This window comes from Burkholderia sp. MSMB1078WGS, from assembly GCF_001528895.1.
Classification (GTDB): Bacteria; Pseudomonadota; Gammaproteobacteria; order Burkholderiales; family Burkholderiaceae; genus Burkholderia.
The window spans coordinates 324,145-340,428 of sequence record NZ_LPDI01000038.1; the positions used below are offsets into that span (position 1 = coordinate 324,145).

At 67.7% G+C, this 16,284-nt stretch carries 17 protein-coding genes; 13 read left to right on the plus strand and 4 right to left on the minus strand.

Features of this window, described 5'->3' with window-relative positions:
* The first annotated feature begins 21 nt into the window (after positions 1–21).
* Genes folE2 through WT24_RS10110 form a run of 4 tightly spaced genes read left to right on the plus strand, consistent with a single transcriptional unit; the run spans position 22 to position 3,448 of the window.
* Complete coding sequence (folE2, locus tag WT24_RS10095) at positions 22–942, plus strand: GTP cyclohydrolase FolE2 (protein WP_179949332.1); 921 nt, start codon at positions 22–24, stop codon at positions 940–942.
* Positions 936–1,517, plus strand: a complete 582-nt coding sequence (locus tag WT24_RS10100) for a 6-carboxytetrahydropterin synthase (protein WP_060033184.1) — start codon at positions 936–938, stop codon at positions 1,515–1,517. The genes folE2 and WT24_RS10100 overlap by 7 nt, the downstream gene beginning before the upstream one ends.
* A complete protein-coding gene (locus tag WT24_RS10105) occupies positions 1,514–2,074 on the plus strand; it encodes a carbonate dehydratase (RefSeq protein WP_034206075.1) in 561 nt (186 codons plus the stop codon). Before WT24_RS10100 ends, WT24_RS10105 begins: the two co-directional genes overlap by 4 nt.
* Before the next feature lie 3 nt (positions 2,075–2,077).
* The gene (locus WT24_RS10110; RefSeq protein WP_060033187.1) at positions 2,078–3,448 is read left to right on the plus strand and encodes a dihydroorotase; all 1,371 of its coding nucleotides are present in this window, start codon (positions 2,078–2,080) and stop codon (positions 3,446–3,448) included.
* On the opposite strand, the gene WT24_RS10115 is transcribed toward WT24_RS10110, so the two are convergent.
* Positions 3,445–3,909 carry an Lrp/AsnC family transcriptional regulator gene (locus WT24_RS10115; RefSeq protein ID WP_059780030.1) on the minus strand — a complete coding sequence of 155 codons (465 nt, stop codon included), beginning with the start codon at positions 3,907–3,909 and terminating at the stop codon, positions 3,445–3,447. The genes WT24_RS10110 and WT24_RS10115 overlap by 4 nt on opposite strands.
* Before the next feature lie 166 nt (positions 3,910–4,075).
* Between WT24_RS10115 and WT24_RS10120 the strand changes: the two genes are divergently transcribed.
* Entirely contained in the window at positions 4,076–4,702 is a 627-nt protein-coding gene (locus tag WT24_RS10120; RefSeq protein WP_060033190.1) for a LysE family translocator, read from the plus strand.
* Between the two features lie 30 nt (positions 4,703–4,732).
* Here WT24_RS10120 and WT24_RS10125 read toward each other — a convergent pair whose 3' ends face one another.
* Positions 4,733–5,581: a helix-turn-helix domain-containing protein gene (locus WT24_RS10125; RefSeq protein WP_059499373.1), complete on the minus strand. Its 849-nt coding sequence runs from the start codon at positions 5,579–5,581 to the stop codon at positions 4,733–4,735.
* Between the two features lie 199 nt (positions 5,582–5,780).
* On the opposite strand from WT24_RS10125, the gene WT24_RS10130 reads away from it, so the two are divergent.
* Together WT24_RS10130 and WT24_RS10135 are read left to right on the plus strand one after the other, a co-directional pair.
* Entirely contained in the window at positions 5,781–6,734 is a 954-nt protein-coding gene (locus tag WT24_RS10130) for a DUF2167 domain-containing protein (RefSeq protein WP_060033193.1), read from the plus strand.
* The gene (locus WT24_RS10135) at positions 6,731–7,456 is read left to right on the plus strand and encodes a site-2 protease family protein (protein ID WP_060033196.1); all 726 of its coding nucleotides are present in this window, start codon (positions 6,731–6,733) and stop codon (positions 7,454–7,456) included. Before WT24_RS10130 ends, WT24_RS10135 begins: the two co-directional genes overlap by 4 nt.
* 64 nt (positions 7,457–7,520) lie before the next feature.
* Here the strand turns inward: WT24_RS10135 and WT24_RS10140 are convergent, their stop codons facing one another.
* Complete coding sequence (locus WT24_RS10140) at positions 7,521–8,912, minus strand: MFS transporter (protein ID WP_060033199.1); 1,392 nt, start codon at positions 8,910–8,912, stop codon at positions 7,521–7,523.
* A 238-nt stretch (positions 8,913–9,150) separates the two neighbouring features.
* On the opposite strand from WT24_RS10140, the gene WT24_RS10145 reads away from it, so the two are divergent.
* Both WT24_RS10145 and WT24_RS10150 read left to right on the plus strand, forming a co-directional pair.
* On the plus strand, positions 9,151–10,728 hold the full coding sequence (locus WT24_RS10145) for an aldehyde dehydrogenase (NADP(+)) (protein ID WP_060033203.1): 1,578 nt from the start codon (positions 9,151–9,153) through the stop codon (positions 10,726–10,728).
* A gap of 374 nt (positions 10,729–11,102) precedes the next feature.
* Positions 11,103–11,657: a hypothetical protein gene (locus WT24_RS10150; RefSeq protein WP_059792997.1), complete on the plus strand. Its 555-nt coding sequence runs from the start codon at positions 11,103–11,105 to the stop codon at positions 11,655–11,657.
* A gap of 116 nt (positions 11,658–11,773) precedes the next feature.
* Here WT24_RS10150 and kdgD read toward each other — a convergent pair whose 3' ends face one another.
* Positions 11,774–12,688 carry a 5-dehydro-4-deoxyglucarate dehydratase gene (gene kdgD, locus WT24_RS10155; protein ID WP_059499367.1) on the minus strand — a complete coding sequence of 305 codons (915 nt, stop codon included), beginning with the start codon at positions 12,686–12,688 and terminating at the stop codon, positions 11,774–11,776.
* 226 nt (positions 12,689–12,914) lie between these two features.
* Here kdgD and garD point away from each other — a divergent pair, with 226 nt between their 5' ends.
* The 4 genes from garD (at position 12,915) to WT24_RS10175 (ending at position 16,243) form a co-directional block, all read left to right on the plus strand.
* On the plus strand, positions 12,915–14,468 hold the full coding sequence (gene garD, locus WT24_RS10160) for a galactarate dehydratase (RefSeq protein ID WP_034206086.1): 1,554 nt from the start codon (positions 12,915–12,917) through the stop codon (positions 14,466–14,468).
* A gap of 217 nt (positions 14,469–14,685) precedes the next feature.
* Entirely contained in the window at positions 14,686–15,078 is a 393-nt protein-coding gene (locus WT24_RS10165) for a nuclear transport factor 2 family protein (RefSeq protein WP_059499365.1), read from the plus strand.
* 79 nt (positions 15,079–15,157) lie between these two features.
* Positions 15,158–15,613, plus strand: coding sequence for an RbsD/FucU family protein (locus WT24_RS10170; protein ID WP_060033206.1), 456 nt, complete (start codon positions 15,158–15,160; stop codon positions 15,611–15,613).
* A gap of 192 nt (positions 15,614–15,805) precedes the next feature.
* Positions 15,806–16,243: a DoxX family protein gene (locus WT24_RS10175; RefSeq protein WP_059499363.1), complete on the plus strand. Its 438-nt coding sequence runs from the start codon at positions 15,806–15,808 to the stop codon at positions 16,241–16,243.
* The last annotated feature ends 41 nt before the right edge of the window (positions 16,244–16,284 follow it).

The window sequence follows — 16,284 nt, forward strand, 5'->3', positions numbered from 1 at the left end:
GCGCTCCACCGGATTCCAGACATGAATGCAGCGCTTCCCGATATTTCCCTGATCGATGCCGCGCCGGGCCTTGGCCCGCTCGAATGGGTCGGCATGCAGGGCATCGATCTGCCCGTCGTCGTGGCGGAGCCCGGCTGCCGGCGCGACGCGCATGCGCGTGCCGACGTCCAGGTCGATCTGCCTGCGCCGCGGGTGAAAGGCATCCACATGTCGCGGCTGTACGGGCTGCTCGACCGGCTGGCCGATGGCGAAGCGCTGTCGCCGGCAGGCTTGCAGCGCATGCTGCGCGCGATGATCGACAGCCACCGCGACTGCGACACGCGCAGCGCGCGCGTGCGGCTGCGCTTCGACCTGCTGGCCCGTCGCGCCGCGCTCGTGACCGACGGGCTGGCCGGCTGGAAGGCTTATCCGGTGCAGATCGACGCGACGCTGGCCGGGGATGCGTTCGCGCTGCGTGCGCAGGCGACGATCGTCTATTCGTCGACGTGCCCGTGCTCGGCGGCGCTGTCGCGGCACTGGGTCGAACAGGCGTTTCTGACGGCATTCGGCCGCGACGATCGCGTGGAGCCGGCGGCGGTCGCCGCGTGGCTGAAACGGCATGCGACGGCCGCCACGCCGCACAGCCAGCGCAGCGAAGCCGTCGTCGGCGTGGCGCTACCGGCCGATGGCGCGACACTGGGGCTGATCGACCTCATCGATCGCGTCGAGCATGCGCTGGGCACGCCGGTGCAGACGGCCGTCAAGCGTGCGGACGAGCAGGCGTTCGCGGTGCTGAACGGCGAGAACCTGATGTTCGTCGAGGATGCCGCGCGCCGCGTGCAGGCCGCGCTGGAAGATCGCCATGCGAGCCCGCGCGTGCACGTGCGCCATCTCGAAAGCCTGCATCCGCACGATGCAGTGGCGTGGGCCGCACCGGTACGCGAAGGAGGCGACGCATGCTGATCCGCAAGCTGTTCCGGTTCGAGAACGCACACGTCGTACGCGGCTGCAGCACGCGGCGTTGCTCGCATTCGATCCATGGCCACTCGTACCGCGTCGAGTTGCTGCTCGAGGCGCATGCGCTGGATCACGGGCAGATGATCTACGACTTCGGGCTGCTCAAGGGCGACGTGCGCGACCTGATCGACGCGTTCGACCATGCGGTGACGCTGTGGTCGGACGACGATCCGCACTACGTCGAAAGCATGAGCCGGCATTCGGAGCGCTGGGTGCGGCTGCCGGTGTCGCCGAGCGCCGAGCAATTCTCGCGCGTGCTGTTCCGGCTCGTCGATGCCGCGTTGTCGGGCACGCCGATGTCGAACGGCGAAGCCGACGTGCGACTGTATTCGGTGATTGTTCACGAAACCGAGACCGGCTACGCACAGTGCTTCCGCGGCGATGCATTCAACCCGCGCATGGGCCGCATCGACCTCGACGCGATCGTCTTCGCGCCCGCCATCGTCGCGCAGTGGCGCGATCCGGGCCTGTTCGAGCGGCTCAAGCGCGGCCAGGTCCTTTCCATACAGGAATCCTCATGATCAGGAAGAACCCGCGCGGCGACCTGCCGCAGATTCATCCGAACGCGTTCGTCGACCCGACCGCCATCCTGTGCGGGCGTGTGATCGTCGAGGAGAACGTGTTCATCGGCCCGTACGCGGTGATCCGCGCCGACGAAACGGATGCGGACGGCCAGATCGCGCCGATCGTGATCGGTGCGCATTCGAACATCCAGGACGGCGTCGTGATCCATTCGAAATCAGGCGCGAGCGTGACGATCGGCCGGCACACGTCGATCGCGCATCGCGCGATCGTCCACGGGCCGTGCACGGTCGGCGACGGCGTGTTCGTCGGATTCAACAGCGTGCTGTTCAATTGCACGATCGACGACGGCTGCGTGGTGCGCTACAACGCGGTCGTCGACGGCTGCCGCCTGCCGCCAGGCTTCTACGTGCGCTCGACCGAACGCATCGGGCCGGAAACCGACCTCGCCGCGTTGCCGCAGGTGACGCCCGACGCGAGCGATTTCTCCGAGGACGTCGCGCGGACGAACAATGCGCTGGTGCGCGGTTACAAGCACATCCAGAACGAGTTCTGATTCATGGGCGAGCGGGTGCGACGGGAACGCTGCGACCGGGTGGAACGACGCCACGTCGATCTGCTCGTGTACGGCGGCACGGTGATGACGCCCAACGGCGCCGAGCGGATCGACGTCGCGTGCGTGGATGGCCGCGTCGTCGCGCTGGGCGTGTTGCGCGGTACGTGGAGCGCCGACGTGCTGCTCGATGCGCGCGGATTGCACGTGCTGCCCGGCGTGGTCGACAGTCAGGTGCATTTCCGCGAACCGGGGCTCACGCACAAGGAGACCATCGAGGCCGGCACGCGCGGCGCGGTGCTCGGCGGCGTCACGACGATCTTCGAGATGCCCAATACTCATCCGCTGACGTTGAGCGAGCAGGATCTGAACGCCAAGCGGGATCTTGCGCGCGGTCGTGCGTGGTGCGACTACGCGTTCTACATCGGCGGCTCGGCCGCCAATGCCGAACGGTTGCCGGTGCTCGAACGTTTACCCGGCTGCGCGGGGGTGAAGGTCTTCATGGGCAGTTCGTTCGGCGATCTGCTGGCCGACGACGAAACCGTGTTGCGCCGGATCCTGCGCAACGGGCAACGACGCATGGCCGTGCATGCGGAGGACGAGGCGCGGCTACGCGAACGCAAGGCGATCGCCGAGGCCAGCGGCGACGTGCGCGACCATCCGCGCTGGCGCGACGCGCAAAGCGCGCTGGCCGCGACGCGGCGCATCGTCGGACTGGCCGCGCAAGCGGGGCGCCGGCTGCATGTGCTGCACGTGTCCACGGCGGATGAAATGGCGTTTCTCGCGCGGCACCGGCGGCGCGTGACGGTCGAAGTCACGCCGCATCACCTGAGCCTGCATGCGCCGGATTGCTACGAGCGGCTCGGCACGTTCGCGCAGATGAATCCTCCGGTGCGCGAACGGCATCATCGGGACGCGCTGTGGCAGGCCGTCCGCGACGGCGTGGTCGACGTCATCGGCAGCGATCACGCGCCGCATACGCGCGACGAAAAGCGCCGCCCGTATCCGCGCTCGCCGAGCGGGATGACCGGCGTGCAGACGCTGCTGCCGCTGATGCTCGATCACGTGAATGCCGGCCGCCTGAGCCTGGAACGGCTGGTCGACCTGACCAGCGCCGGGCCGGCGCGCATCTTTGGCATCGAAGGAAAGGGGCGCATTGCGGCCGGCTACGACGCCGATTTCAGCATCGTCGACTTGCGCGCGCGGCGGGTCATCCGCGACGAATGGATCGCGAGCGTGAGCGGCTGGACGCCGTACGACGGATGCGCGGTCGCGGGCTGGCCCGTGCATACGGTCGTGCGCGGGCAGGTCGTCGTGCGTGACGGCGAGTTGAACGGGCAGCCGGCCGGGGAGGCCGTGACGTTTCTCGACACCTAGATCGGCAGCCGTACCGTCTGCTTGATGCGCTTCAGCGGAATCTCGGTTTCGACGTTGCGTACGCCCTCGATCTGCGTGAGCGTTTCCATCTGAAAGCGCTGATAGTCGTCGAGATCCTTCGCGATCACGCGCAGCAGATAGTCGTAGCTGCCGGCCATCAGATGGCATTCGAGCACTTCCGGCGCCCGTTCCATCTCGCGCGCGAAGCGTTCGACCGTCGTCTTGTCCTGGCGCTCCAGCGTGACGCGCACGAATGCCGTGAAGCGCAGCTCGACGGCCGCCGGGTTCAGCAACGCGACATAGGCGTCGATTACGCCCTGTTCCTCGAGCAGGTGAACGCGGCGCAGGCACGGCGTGGGCGACAGTCCGGCCTGCTGCGCGATGTCGGCGTTCGTCTGGTTCGAATTCTGCTGCAATGCACGCAAAATGCGTCGATCGATCGCATCCAGTTTGATTGGCATTTTTGGCTACCCGCAATACGAGTATTGGAGAATAACTCCAAATACATAGCGGAAAGTAGCCGAGTTTGCATCCAATCTCCAACGGAAGTTGCCGATAATCTGACGACTGTCCGGCCCCGGGCGCGCGATCCCCGCCCGCCGCGGCGCCACTTTCAGGAGCTTCCCGATGCTGCACGTCGCCTGGTTGCCGTTCATGGCCACTTCCCTTCTGATCATTCTGACGCCGGGCCAGGACATGGTGCTCGTGATGTCGCGCACGCTGTCCGGCGGCACGCGCGCGGGCCTCGTGACCGCCGCGGGCGTCAGCGTCGGGCTGCTCGTCCATACGATGCTCGCGACGCTCGGGCTGGGTGCGCTGCTTCAGGCATCCGAATGGCTGTTCACCGCGCTGAAGGCGATCGGCGCGCTGTACCTGTTGTACCTCGGCATCACGCTGCTGCGTTCGTCGGGCGAATTGACGCTCGCGGGCAACGGCAATGCGCCGGCATCGCGGCTCCGGACGTTCGCGCAAGGCGCGCTGTCCAACGTGTCGAACCCGAAAGTCGCGCTTTTCTATCTGGCATTCCTGCCGCAATTCGTTCCGGCGGGCGCCCCGCATCCGATGCTGTCGCTGTTCGTGCTCGGCGCGACGTTCGCCGGGCTGACGTTTCTCGTCAAGGGGCCGGTCGCGTTGTTCGCCGGCCTGCTGTCGGCGTCGATCCGCCGCAACCCGCGCATCCTGACGCGCATGCATCGCGTCAGCGGCGTCGTCTTGCTGGCGCTGGGCGTGAAGCTGGCGCTCGAGCGCCGCTGATCGGGCGCGATGCCGGCGCGCCGGCCGGCGCTACGCCGCCGGCAACGCGTCCGCCAGCGCCCGCATCGCATCCACCGTTTCCGGATTCGCCGGAAAGAACGCCTCGATCGCCAGTTCCGACAGCGTCACGTCGACCGGCGTGCCGAACACCGTCGTCGTACTGAAGAACGTCAGCTCGCCGCTCGCCGTGCGCAACCGCAGCGGCACGGCGATATCCGCGAAATCGGTGCGCGCGGGCGCGTCGTCGGGCTGGCCGGCCGGCGCCGGATACGCGGCGAGTTCGTCGCGCAGCGTATGCAGCGTGCGATCGCCGCTCGCATCGATCTGTCGCTGCAACCGATGCAGGATGTGCGCGCGCCATTCGTGCCAGTTGACGATCTGCGACGCGAGACCGTCCGGATGCAGGCTCAACCGCAGCACGTTGACGGGCGGCTGCAGCAGCGCCGGATCGGCCTGCGCGACCAGCGCGCCGAGCATCCGGTTCGCCGCGAGCAGCGTCCAGTGGCGGTCCACCGCAAGCGCCGGGTACGGCTCGTGCCCGCGCAGCACGGCCTCGACCGCATGACGCGCCGCATCCAGTTCCGGGTCCGAAAACGGCCGTTCGCGAAACAGCGGCGCAAAGCCGGCCGCGACGAGCAGCGCATTGCGTTCGCGCAGCGGCACGTCGAGGCGTTCGGCCAGATGCAGCACCATCTCGCGGCTCGGCTGCGCGCGGCCCGATTCGACGAAGCTCAGGTGGCGCGCGGAAACCTCCGCGTCGAGCGCGAGCGCCATCTGGCTCAGGCGCCGGCGTTGCCGCCACGTGCGCAGCAGCGGACCGATGCCGGACGCGCGGCCGGCGGACGGGGAGGGCGAATGGAGGGCGGCGGTCGGGTTCATGGCGCAGATGATAGGCAATCCCGCGCCGCTTTGGCATTACCTGCGAGGTAAGCGCCGCGCCACGCCCACCCCGGCGCGCGCAGCCGCTGCGTTACCATAGCCCCCGTGCCACCTGAGAGGCGGCGCCGGACCCGCGACGACAACGCATGGGCCGGCCGCCGCGCACATCGACAACAAGGCATTCCAGGGGAATCCAACAATGAAAAAACTCGCCGTCCGGCTCGCCTGCGTGGCGACGCTCGCACTCGCCGCGACCAGCGGCCACGCGCAGACCGAAGCTGCGCAGGTGGAAATGAGGGCCGCCGCCGCGGCCGCCAACGAAGCGGTCGTGAAGGGGCCGACCGACATCGACGTGAAACACGAAGCCGTACTGAAGCTGAAGGCCGGCGAATCGTTCGTGCCGGCCGCCGAAGCCGGCCGCTACCTGCGTTCGATGGGCAACGCGATCGACGAATCGAAGCTGGTCGGCCTCGTGCTGCCCGACGATCCCGACGCCGACTGGATCTCTGTCGTGTCGTTCGAGCCGAGCGGCTACATCCGCGACGACGACGCGAAGGACTGGAAGCCCGACGAACTGCTGAAAAGCCTGCAGGCCGGCACCGAGGCGAACAACCCGGCGCGCAAGGAGCGCGGCCTGCCCGAAACCGAGGTGGTCGGCTGGGCGAAGGCGCCCGCATACGACGCGGCCACGCACCGGCTCGTGTGGTCGGCGATCATCCGCGACAAGGGCGCGGCGCCGAATGCCGGGAACGACGGCGTGAACTATCGGACGCTCGTGCTCGGCCGCGACGGCTACCTGTCGCTGACGATGGCGTCGACGCTCGCCGATCTGCCCAAGTACAAGGCATCGGCCGACGCGCTGCTGGCGAACATCAGCTTCAACGACGGCAAGCGCTATGCCGATTTCAACAAGTCGACGGACCACGTCGCCGAGTACGGGCTCGCGGCGCTGATCGTCGGCGTCGGCGCGAAAAAGCTCGGGCTGCTCGCGCTGATCGGCGCGTTCGCGGCGAAGTTCTTCAAGATCGGCGCGGTCGCGCTGCTGGCCGGCGGAGCGGCGCTCAAGCGCTTCTTCGGGCGCAAGCCGAAGGCGGCCGCGGTGCCGGTCGTCGCCGACGCATCCGACGCATCCGCCACGGAGCGCAAGGAATGACCAAGCTGTTGCTGCTGATCTTCGGCGGCCTGAAGCTCGGCAAGGTGCTCGTATCGGCCGGCACGATGCTCGCGTCGATCGCGGTCTATGCGCTGTTCTACGGCTGGCGTTTCGCGGCCGGTTTCGTCGCATTGCTGCTGGTGCACGAAGCCGGCCATTACCTCGCCGCGCAGCGGCGCGGGCTCGACGTCGGGCTGCCGACCTTCATCCCGTTCGTCGGCGCATGGATCCAGTTGAAGGAAATGCCGCACGACGCGGAAACGGAGGCATACGTCGGGCTCGCCGGGCCGTTCGTCGGCACGCTCGGCGCACTGGCCTGCTATGCGGCCGCGCGCCACTACGACAGCAACCTGCTGCTCGCGCTGTCGTACACGGGTTTCTTCCTGAATCTCTTCAACATGATTCCGCTGTCGCCGTTCGACGGCGGGCGGATCACCGCGGTGCTGTCGCCGCGCATCTGGTTCGCGGGCGTGCCGGTGCTGATCGCGCTGTTCGTGTATCGGCCGAGCCCGCTGCTGATCGTGATGGCGATCCTCGCGCTGCCGCAACTGAAGCGCGCGTGGCGCTACGATCCCGACGCGCCGGAGAATCGGGTGTACTACGCGACGTCGATCGAGACGAAGACGACCTACGCACTCTGCTACGTCGGCCTGCTTGCGTTCCTCGCGCTGATGACGTCCGGCGTGCACGACATGCTGCGCGTCGTGCACGCGTCGGCCTGACGTCGATTCGATGCAAAAAACGGCGGCCGCTGCTACGCGGCCGCCGTTTCTCTAAGGTCGAACTTCATGCGTCGCGATGACGCAGTTCGACGCGCTTGATGTCCTTCACGATCACGAGATAGCTGAACACGGTGACGAGCGCGTTCAACCCGACGAACACGAGCGCGCCGTTGAACGAGCCGCTCGCGCCGACGAGGTAGCCGATCGCGATCGGCGCGACGATGCCCGCCGTATTGCCGAACATGTTGAACAGGCTGCCCGACAGGCCGATCGCCTCTTTCGGCGCGGTATCCGCGACGACGGCCCAGCCGAGCGAGCCGATCCCCTTGCCGAAGAACGACACGGCCATCAGCGTGATGACCAGCGCTTCGCTGTCGACGTAGTTGCAGCCGATGATCGCCATCGACAGCGCCATCCCGCCGACGATCGGAATCTTGCGTGCGAGCGTCAGCGACACGCCGCGGCGGATCAGCGCGTCCGACAGCATCCCGCCGAGCACGCCGCCGAGGAACCCGCAGATCGCCGGCAGCGACGTCATGAAGCCGGCCTTCAGCAGGGACATCCCGCGCGCCTGCACGAGGTAGATCGGGAACCACGTGAGGAAGAAGTACGTCAGCACGTTCACGCAGTACTGGCCGAGATAGACGCCGAGCAGCATCCGGTTCGACAGTAGCTGGCGCACGTAGTACCAACCCGCCACGCGGCTGCCTTCGGAGGCGCCGCCGCTGCCGCGTGCGCCGGTCGGCCGGCCCGTCGACCGCACCAGGCCGCCGCCCTGTTCGATATGCTCGAGCTCCGCGCGATTCACGCCCGGATGGTCGACCGGATCCTTCATCACGCGCAGCCACAGGCAGGCAAGCGCGATGCCGGCGAGACCGAGCCACAGATACACGTGGTGCCAGCCGTATGCATGCGTGAGCCACGCCATCAGCGGCGAGAACACGACGGCCGCGAAATACTGCGCGGCGTTGAAGATCGCCGATGCCGTGCCGCGCTCGGCGGTCGGGAACCAGCTCGCGACGACCTTCGCGTTCGCCGGAAACGCGGGCGCTTCCGCGATGCCGACCGCGAAGCGCATCGCGAACAGCGCGGCGACCGCGAACGCGGCGCTGCCGCCGAGGCCGATCGTGCTCTGCAGCAGCGTGAACGCCGACCACAAGAAGATGCTCGCCGCATACACGCGCCGCGCGCCGAAGCGGTCGAGCAGCCAGCCGCTCGGCAGTTGCGCGAGCACGTACGCCCAGCTGAATGCCGAGAAGATGTAGCCCATCGTCACCGGATCGATGCCGAATGCCTTGCGGATCGGCGTGCCCGTGATCGACAGCGTCGCGCGGTCCGCGTAGTTGAGCGTCGTGACGACGAACAGCATCGCCAGGATCCGGTAGCGCACGGCGGTTCGACGCGCGGTGCGCGCGAGGTCGAGCGGGAGATCGCGAGGGGAGGTCTGATTGCTCACTTTAAATGTACGTCGTCGTATGACATGAGTGAAAGTTTATTGACGATAGACGAATCCAGAAACCTCGGGTTTTCCCTCGGAAATCGTCGTCACAATATGGGAAGAACGGGATTCGCTGGCCGCGCGAGGCTGGCGGGTGTATCGTCGGCGCCTTCGCGGGCGGCGCGATGCCGTCGGCAGACATCGTATCTGTTGAGCTACAATGAGCAATCCATTCCCGAACCACGGAGCACACCCCATGCAACTGACAGGAGAGATGCTGATCGGCGCCGAAGCGGTGGTCGGCTCGGCCGGAACCTTGCACGCGTTCGACCCGACGAAGGGTGCGCCGATCGACGTTCCGGCGTTCGGCGTCGCGACGCAGGCCGACGTCGACCGCGCGTGCGAACTCGCACGCGACGCGTTCGACGCGTACCGCACGCAGCCGCTCGCGGCCCGTGCGGCGTTTCTCGACGCGATCGCCGATGAAATCGTCGCGCTCGGCGATGCGCTGATCGAGCGCGCGCATGCCGAAACGGGCCTGCCGGTCGCGCGGCTGCAGGGCGAGCGCGGCCGCACCGTCGGCCAGCTTCGGCTGTTCGCGCGCGTCGTGCGCGACGGGCGCTTCCTTGCCGCGTCGATCGATCCCGCGCAGCCGGCCCGCACGCCGCTGCCGCGTTCGGACCTGCGGCTGCAGAAAATCGCGCTCGGGCCCGTCGCCGTGTTCGGCGCGAGCAATTTCCCGCTCGCGTTCTCGGTGGCCGGCGGCGATACCGCGTCGGCACTCGCGGCCGGCTGCCCGGTGATCGTGAAGGCGCATGAAGCGCACCTCGGCACGTCCGAGCTGGTCGGCCGTGCGATCCGCGCCGCGGTCGCGAAAACCGGCATGCCGGCCGGCGTGTTCTCGCTGCTGGTCGGCCCCGGCCGCGTGACCGGCGCGGCGCTGGTCAGCCACCCGGCGATCCAGGCCGTCGGTTTCACCGGTTCCCGGCAGGGCGGGATGGCGCTCGTGCAGCTCGCGAACGCGCGCCCGCAGCCGATTCCCGTCTATGCGGAAATGAGCAGCATCAACCCCGTCGTGCTGTTCCCGGCCGCGCTGGCCGCGCGCGGCGACGCGATCGCGACGGGCTTCGTCGATTCGCTGACGCTCGGCGTCGGCCAGTTCTGTACCAATCCGGGCCTCGTGCTCGCGATCGACGGTCCCGATCTCGACCGCTTCGAGACGGTCGCCGCGCAGGCGCTCGCGAAGAAGCCGGCCGGCGTGATGCTCACGCGCGGCATCGCCGATGCGTACCGCAACGGTCGCGGCAAGCTCGCCGAGCTGCCCGGCGTGCGCGAAATCGGCGCGGGCGAGGCTGCGCAGACCGACTGCCAGGCGGGCGGCGCGCTGTACGAAGTCGGCGCGCAGGCGTTCCTGGCCGAGCCGGCGTTCAGTCACGAGGTGTTCGGGCCGGCGTCGCTGATCGTGCGCTGCCGCGATCTCGACGAAGTCGCGCGCGTGCTCGATGCGCTCGAAGGTCAGTTGACGGCCACGCTGCAGATCGATGCCGACGACAAGCCGCTCGCGCGCCGGCTGCTGCCGATCCTCGAACGCAAGGCCGGGCGCCTGCTCGTCAACGGCTACCCGACCGGCGTCGAAGTGTGCGATGCGATGGTGCACGGCGGCCCGTTCCCCGCCACGTCGAACCCGTCCGTCACGTCGGTCGGGGCGACCGCGATCGAGCGATTCCTGCGGCCGGTGTGCTATCAGGACTTCCCGGACGACCTCTTGCCCGAAGGGCTGCAGGAAAGCAATCCGCTGGCGATTCCGCGGCTGCGCGACGGCAAGGCGGAGTGACGTGGCGTAACCGCTGAGCGCAGCGTCCCGGAAGGGACGCGTTCCGGCACGTCGAAACACGGCGGCGGGGCCCACGGGCCCCGCCGCCTTTTTTATTCAATGCGGGCTTTCGTGCCGGTTTTGCCCGGTCAGTGAGCGGGGCGGGCGACGAGTTCCAGGCGCTCCGCTGCAGCCAGCAGGCGCCGGTCGCGCGTCCATAGCTTGCTGCCGCTGGTTTCAATAACGACATCAAATGGTGCTCTTGGTGATGCGCAGACGGGGGGTGAGATGTCGGCTTTCCTGTTGCCCGCGTTTCTCTTACAGTAGCGAAGCCGCGGGCCATCCGGTTCGCAGGCGAGCCTGAGAGATCACAAGACCAACAAGGAACCATCCCGATGAATATCAGCAAGCGTGGCGACCACCTGTTCGCGGCCGGATTGTGGAAAGCGATCGGCGACGTCGCGAAATCGGTTCGCACCCAGATCGGCGAATACAGCGAAGGGCGCGTGCTGGCCGACGCGCTGTTCGCGCTGCAGCGCGAGCTGGGCGGCAGCGAATTCGACGTGACGATCAACCAGGGGCGGCCCGTCGCGGGCTCCGATCCGCATTCGTTGATCTTCGGCAGAGCCGTCGAGCGCTTCAAGTACGACATGCAGGCGGTGGTGTTCGCGCTGAAGCATCGTCGCAGTATCGATGGGCCGAACGGTGCGCAGCGCGCCGACGCGCTCACGCAGGCCAATACGCATCTCGCCACCGCGAAGCAGTACGCGATGTTCACCGTCGGGCGGTTCTTCGATGCGGTCGTCGACCGCGACGTGCTGGAACAGATCATGAGCGCCGAGTCGCCGGCGCGCGGCCGGCCGCTTGCGGCGCGCAAAGGGATCGACGAGACGCAGCGTACGCTCGCGAGCGTGCGGCAGCGGATCATCGGCGCGATCGCACAGATGTAATGAAGTGGCCGCGTCGGCTCGTCGAGCCGCGCGGCCATCGCGTGATACGGATACGGACGAGTGCGGGAGCCGGCGCGCCGTGCCGATGAAGGCCCCGCGCCGCCGGCGAATCCCGCTTACTGCGGGCCCATCTTCTTGATCAGCACGTCGAGCTCGGCCGCTTCGGCGTCGGTCAGGTCGACGAGCGGCGCGCGCACCGGGCCCGCATCGTGGCCGACGAGCTTCGCGCCCGCCTTCACGATGCTGACCGCGTAGCCTGCACGGCGATTGCGGATCTTCAGGTACGGCAGGAAGAACGCGTCGATCAGGCGGCCGACCGTCGCGTGGTCGTCCTTCGCGATCGCTTCGTAGAATTCCATCGCCGTCTTCGGGATGAAGTTGAACACCGCCGACGAGTACACCGGCACGCCGAGCGCCTTGTACGCGGCCGCATAGACTTCGGCCGTCGGCAGGCCGCCGAGGTACGCGAAACGATCGCCGAGGCGGCGGCGGATCGTGACCATGCTTTCGATTTCGCCGACGCCGTCCTTGAAGCCGATCAGGTTCGGGCAACGGTCGGCGAGGCGCTCGAGCATGTCGGCATTCAGCTTCGAATTCGCGCGGTTGTACACCACGACGCCGATCTTCAGCGCGCGGCAGACCTGCTCGACGTGCTCGGCGATCCCTTCCTGGCTCGCTTCGGTCAGGTAGTGCGGCATCAGCAGCACGCCGCTCGCGCCGAGGCGCTCGGCTTCCTGCGCATATTCGATCGCCACGCGCGTCGCGCCGCCCGCGCCGGCGAGGATCGGCACCTTGCCCTTGCAGGTTTCCGTCGCGACGCGGATCACGTCCGAATACTCGCGCTGCGTGAGCGAGAAGAATTCGCCGGTGCCGCCGGCCGCGAACAGTGCGCTCGCGCCATACGGCGCCAGCCATTCCAGGCGCTCGGCATAGGTGGACGGGCGGAAGCTGCCGTCGGCGTCGAAATCCGTCAGCGGAAACGACAGCAGGCCGTGGGAGATGATCTGTTTGAGTTCTTGCGGTGAAGTCATGGTTGGGTCGTCCGTCTAGCGCGAGTGCGGGGTTCGTCGGTACGGCATCCGAGCCATATTGGCGATGTCGTTGTATGTCATCGTACAACGCACGAATGAGCGGCGCAAGCGATTTGCTGGCCAGTCAAGGGTAGGGTCTTTCCGGATAAGGGTTTACGCAGCATCGTCGATTGAGGTTGAATGTCGTATGATGACTAACGATATCGCAGATAGCACCAGGAATTCCATGACTGCTTCCCCTCTCTACATCCGCGTGCATCCGGACGACAACGTCGCGATCGTCGTCAACGACGGCGGTCTGCCCGCAGGCGCGACGTTCGCCGACGGGCTGACGCTGTGCGAAGGCGTGCCGCAGGGGCACAAGGTCGCGCTCGTCGACCTCGCGGCCGGCGACCCGGTCGTTCGCTACAACGTGGTGATTGGCTATGCGCTGACCGACCTGCGGCGCGGCAGCTGGGTCAACGAGCGCACGATGCGCATGCCCGAGCCGCCGGGCCTCGACGACCTGCCGCTCGCCACGCGTGCCGCGCCGCCGCTCGAGCCGCTCGAAGGCTATACGTTCGAGGGCTTTCGCAATGCCGACGGTTCGGTCGGCACGCGCAACATCCTCGCGATCACGACGACCGTGCAGTGCGTGTCGGGCGTCGTCGAGCATGCGGTGAAGCGGATCAAGGACGAACTGCTGCCGCGCTACCCGAACGTCGACGACGTGGTCGGGCTCGAACACACGTACGGCTGCGGCGTCGCGATCGACGCGCCCGACGCCGACATCCCGATCCGCACGCTGCGCAACATCAGCCTGAATCCGAACTTCGGCGGCGAAGTGATGACCGTGAGCCTCGGCTGCGAGAAGCTGCAGCCCGAGCGCCTGCTGCCGCCGGGCGCGATTCCGGTGGCGGCCGACGGCGCGACGGACAACGGCGGCGTGGTGTGCCTGCAGGACGCCGCGCACGTCGGCTTCAACTCGATGATCGACTCGATCATGAAGATGGCCGAATCGCATCTCGAGCGGCTGAACCGCCGCCGTCGCGAAACCTGCCCGGCGTCGGATCTCGTCGTCGGCGTGCAGTGCGGCGGCAGCGACGCGTTCTCCGGGCTCACCGCGAATCCGGCGGTCGGCTTCGCGGCCGACCTGCTCGTGCGCGCGGGCGCGACGATCATGTTCTCGGAGGTGACCGAAGTGCGCGACGGCGTCGCGCAGCTCACGTCGCGCGCGGCGAACGAGGACGTCGCGCGCGAGATCATCCGCGAGATGGACTGGTACGACCGTTACCTGCAGCGCGGCCGCGTCGACCGCAGCGCGAACACGACGCCGGGCAACAAGAAGGGCGGCCTGTCGAACATCGTCGAGAAGGCGATGGGGTCGATCGTGAAGTCGGGCAGCGCGCCGATCGCCGGCGTCGTGCGCCCCGGCGATCGCGCGCGGCAAAAGGGGCTGCTGTATGCGGCGACGCCGGCGAGCGATTTCATCTGCGGCACGCTGCAGCTCGCGGCGGGGATGAACCTGCACATTTTCACGACCGGCCGCGGCACGCCGTACGGCCTCGCGCAGGTGCCGGTGATCAAGGTCGCGACGCGCAGCGATCTCGCGCGCCGCTGGCACGACCTGATGGATCTCGACGCGGGGCAGATCGCGACCGGCGCGGCGACGATCGAGGACACGGGCTGGGCACTGTTCCGGCTGATGCTCGACGTCGCCAGCGGCAAGCGCCGCACGTGGGCCGAGCAATGGAAGCTCGCGAATGCGCTGACGCTGTTCAATCCGGCGCCGGTGACCTGACGCGCAGCGGGGGCGGCGGCAAGACGATGCGGGCGCCTTCGGGCGCCCGTTTTCGTTGCGATGCACGTGGCGGTTGCGCGCGGGCATGCGGCGCGTGGCCGGCGCGATTTCCTTACCTCCCGCGTAATCGACCGCCCCCGCCGGCCGAGCGACGATAGCGGCACGCGGACACGAAACGTCCGCGACATCGTCCTTCACCGACACAAGGAGCCTCGCCATGAACACCGCTCAATCCGCATCGTCCGTTCACGCCGATCTGATCGACCGCTACTTCGACGCCTGGAACGAACCCGACGTCGTGCGCCGCCGCGCGCTGATCGATGCGACGTACGCGAGCGACGCGGCCTATCGCGATCCGCTGATGGCCGGCGACGGCCATGCGGGCATCGACACGATGATCGCCGCCGTGCAGCAACGTTTCCCCGCATACCGCTTCCGGCGCACGACCGACGTCGACGCGTTCGGCCAGCACCTGCGATTCTCGTGGGCGCTCGTGTCGCCCGACGGCGCGGCGATCGTGAAGGGCTCGGACTTCGGCACCGTCGACGCGTCGGGCCGCCTCGCATCGGTCACGGGTTTCATCGACGAAATGCCGGCCGCGGCGTCATGACCTGAACGATGTATGCACCGCGGCCGCCGGGATCGGGTAACGTTATGCGATTCGTTCCTGAACCCGGAGACTAGCCCACATGTTGAAGAATCTCGATCCGCTGCTGCACGCCGACATCCTGCACACGCTGCGCGCGATGGGTCACGGCGACGAAATCGCGATCTGCGATGCGAATTTCCCCGCGGAATCCGTCGCGGAGCACACGGTGGTCGGCCGTGCGCTGCGGATCGACGGCGCCGATTCGGCGCGCGTCGTGCGCGCGGTGCTGTCGGTGCTGCCGCTCGATACGTTCGTCGACACGCCCGCGTGGCGGATGGAAGTCGTCGGCGATGCCACCGTGGTGCCGCCCGTGCAGCGCGAAGTGCAGGCCGAGATCGACCGCGCGGAAGGGCGTTCAGTGCCGCTTACCGGCGTCGAGCGTTTCGCGTTCTATGAGCGCGCGCAGCAGACGTACGCGGTGATCGTCACCGGCGAAACGCGCGGCTACGGCTGCTTCATCTTCAAGAAGGGCGTGCTGTTGAGCGACGCGGGCTAAACGCGTTTGTCAGCGCGCCGGGCTGCCGGCGCCGCCGCCGCGGTGTAAAGATTTGCTACAACCTTTTTCTTGGACACCGCGAAAAGACCCTCTATGCTGGCCCATTTGCCGCGCGCCCTTCCGGGGCCGCGCGGCGCCGAACCGCACGGGCGCACCCGGGCGGGCGGCCGAATTGCATACGAGGAGAGAGGCATGACGCGTACCGTCGATTCCGGCGTCATTTTTTTCGCACGCCTGGCGCTGGCGGCGTTGTTCTTGTGGGGCGGCATCATGAAGCTGCTCGGCTACAGCGATTTCGTCGCGTACCTGCACACGATGAACGTGCCCTATCAACAGGTCGTCGCGCCGATCGTCGTCGCCATCGAGGGGCTGGGCGGCCTGCTGTTGATCGTCGGCTACAAGGTACGGCCGCTCGCGTTGTTGATGGCGGTCTACACGATCGCGACCGCGATGGTCGGGCACAATTTCTGGGACGCGACCAACGCGGCCGTCCAGCACGACATGGTGATTCACTTCTGGAAGAACGTCGCGATTTCCGGCGGGTTCCTGCTGCTGTTCGTCACCGGCGCCGGCGGCGCGAGCATCGACGCGTTGCGCCGGCCGAGTTCGTCGTACGGCGTGCTGCGTTGAACTGACCGGACGCGCGCCGCTACGCGCAGGCAAGTCGAAAG

Coding starts and splice junctions, on each gene's coding strand:
- folE2 (WP_179949332.1), top strand. CDS start 22: ATGAATGCAGCGCTTCCCGATATTTCCCTGATCGATGCCGCGCCGGGC.
- WT24_RS10100 (WP_060033184.1), top strand. CDS start 936: ATGCTGATCCGCAAGCTGTTCCGGTTCGAGAACGCACACGTCGTACGC.
- WT24_RS10105 (WP_034206075.1), top strand. CDS start 1,514: ATGATCAGGAAGAACCCGCGCGGCGACCTGCCGCAGATTCATCCGAAC.
- WT24_RS10110 (WP_060033187.1), top strand. CDS start 2,078: ATGGGCGAGCGGGTGCGACGGGAACGCTGCGACCGGGTGGAACGACGC.
- WT24_RS10115 (WP_059780030.1), bottom strand. CDS start 3,909: ATGCCAATCAAACTGGATGCGATCGATCGACGCATTTTGCGTGCATTG.
- WT24_RS10120 (WP_060033190.1), top strand. CDS start 4,076: ATGCTGCACGTCGCCTGGTTGCCGTTCATGGCCACTTCCCTTCTGATC.
- WT24_RS10125 (WP_059499373.1), bottom strand. CDS start 5,581: ATGAACCCGACCGCCGCCCTCCATTCGCCCTCCCCGTCCGCCGGCCGC.
- WT24_RS10130 (WP_060033193.1), top strand. CDS start 5,781: ATGAAAAAACTCGCCGTCCGGCTCGCCTGCGTGGCGACGCTCGCACTC.
- WT24_RS10135 (WP_060033196.1), top strand. CDS start 6,731: ATGACCAAGCTGTTGCTGCTGATCTTCGGCGGCCTGAAGCTCGGCAAG.
- WT24_RS10145 (WP_060033203.1), top strand. CDS start 9,151: ATGCAACTGACAGGAGAGATGCTGATCGGCGCCGAAGCGGTGGTCGGC.
- WT24_RS10150 (WP_059792997.1), top strand. CDS start 11,103: ATGAATATCAGCAAGCGTGGCGACCACCTGTTCGCGGCCGGATTGTGG.
- kdgD (WP_059499367.1), bottom strand. CDS start 12,688: ATGACTTCACCGCAAGAACTCAAACAGATCATCTCCCACGGCCTGCTG.
- garD (WP_034206086.1), top strand. CDS start 12,915: ATGACTGCTTCCCCTCTCTACATCCGCGTGCATCCGGACGACAACGTC.
- WT24_RS10165 (WP_059499365.1), top strand. CDS start 14,686: ATGAACACCGCTCAATCCGCATCGTCCGTTCACGCCGATCTGATCGAC.
- WT24_RS10170 (WP_060033206.1), top strand. CDS start 15,158: ATGTTGAAGAATCTCGATCCGCTGCTGCACGCCGACATCCTGCACACG.
- WT24_RS10175 (WP_059499363.1), top strand. CDS start 15,806: ATGACGCGTACCGTCGATTCCGGCGTCATTTTTTTCGCACGCCTGGCG.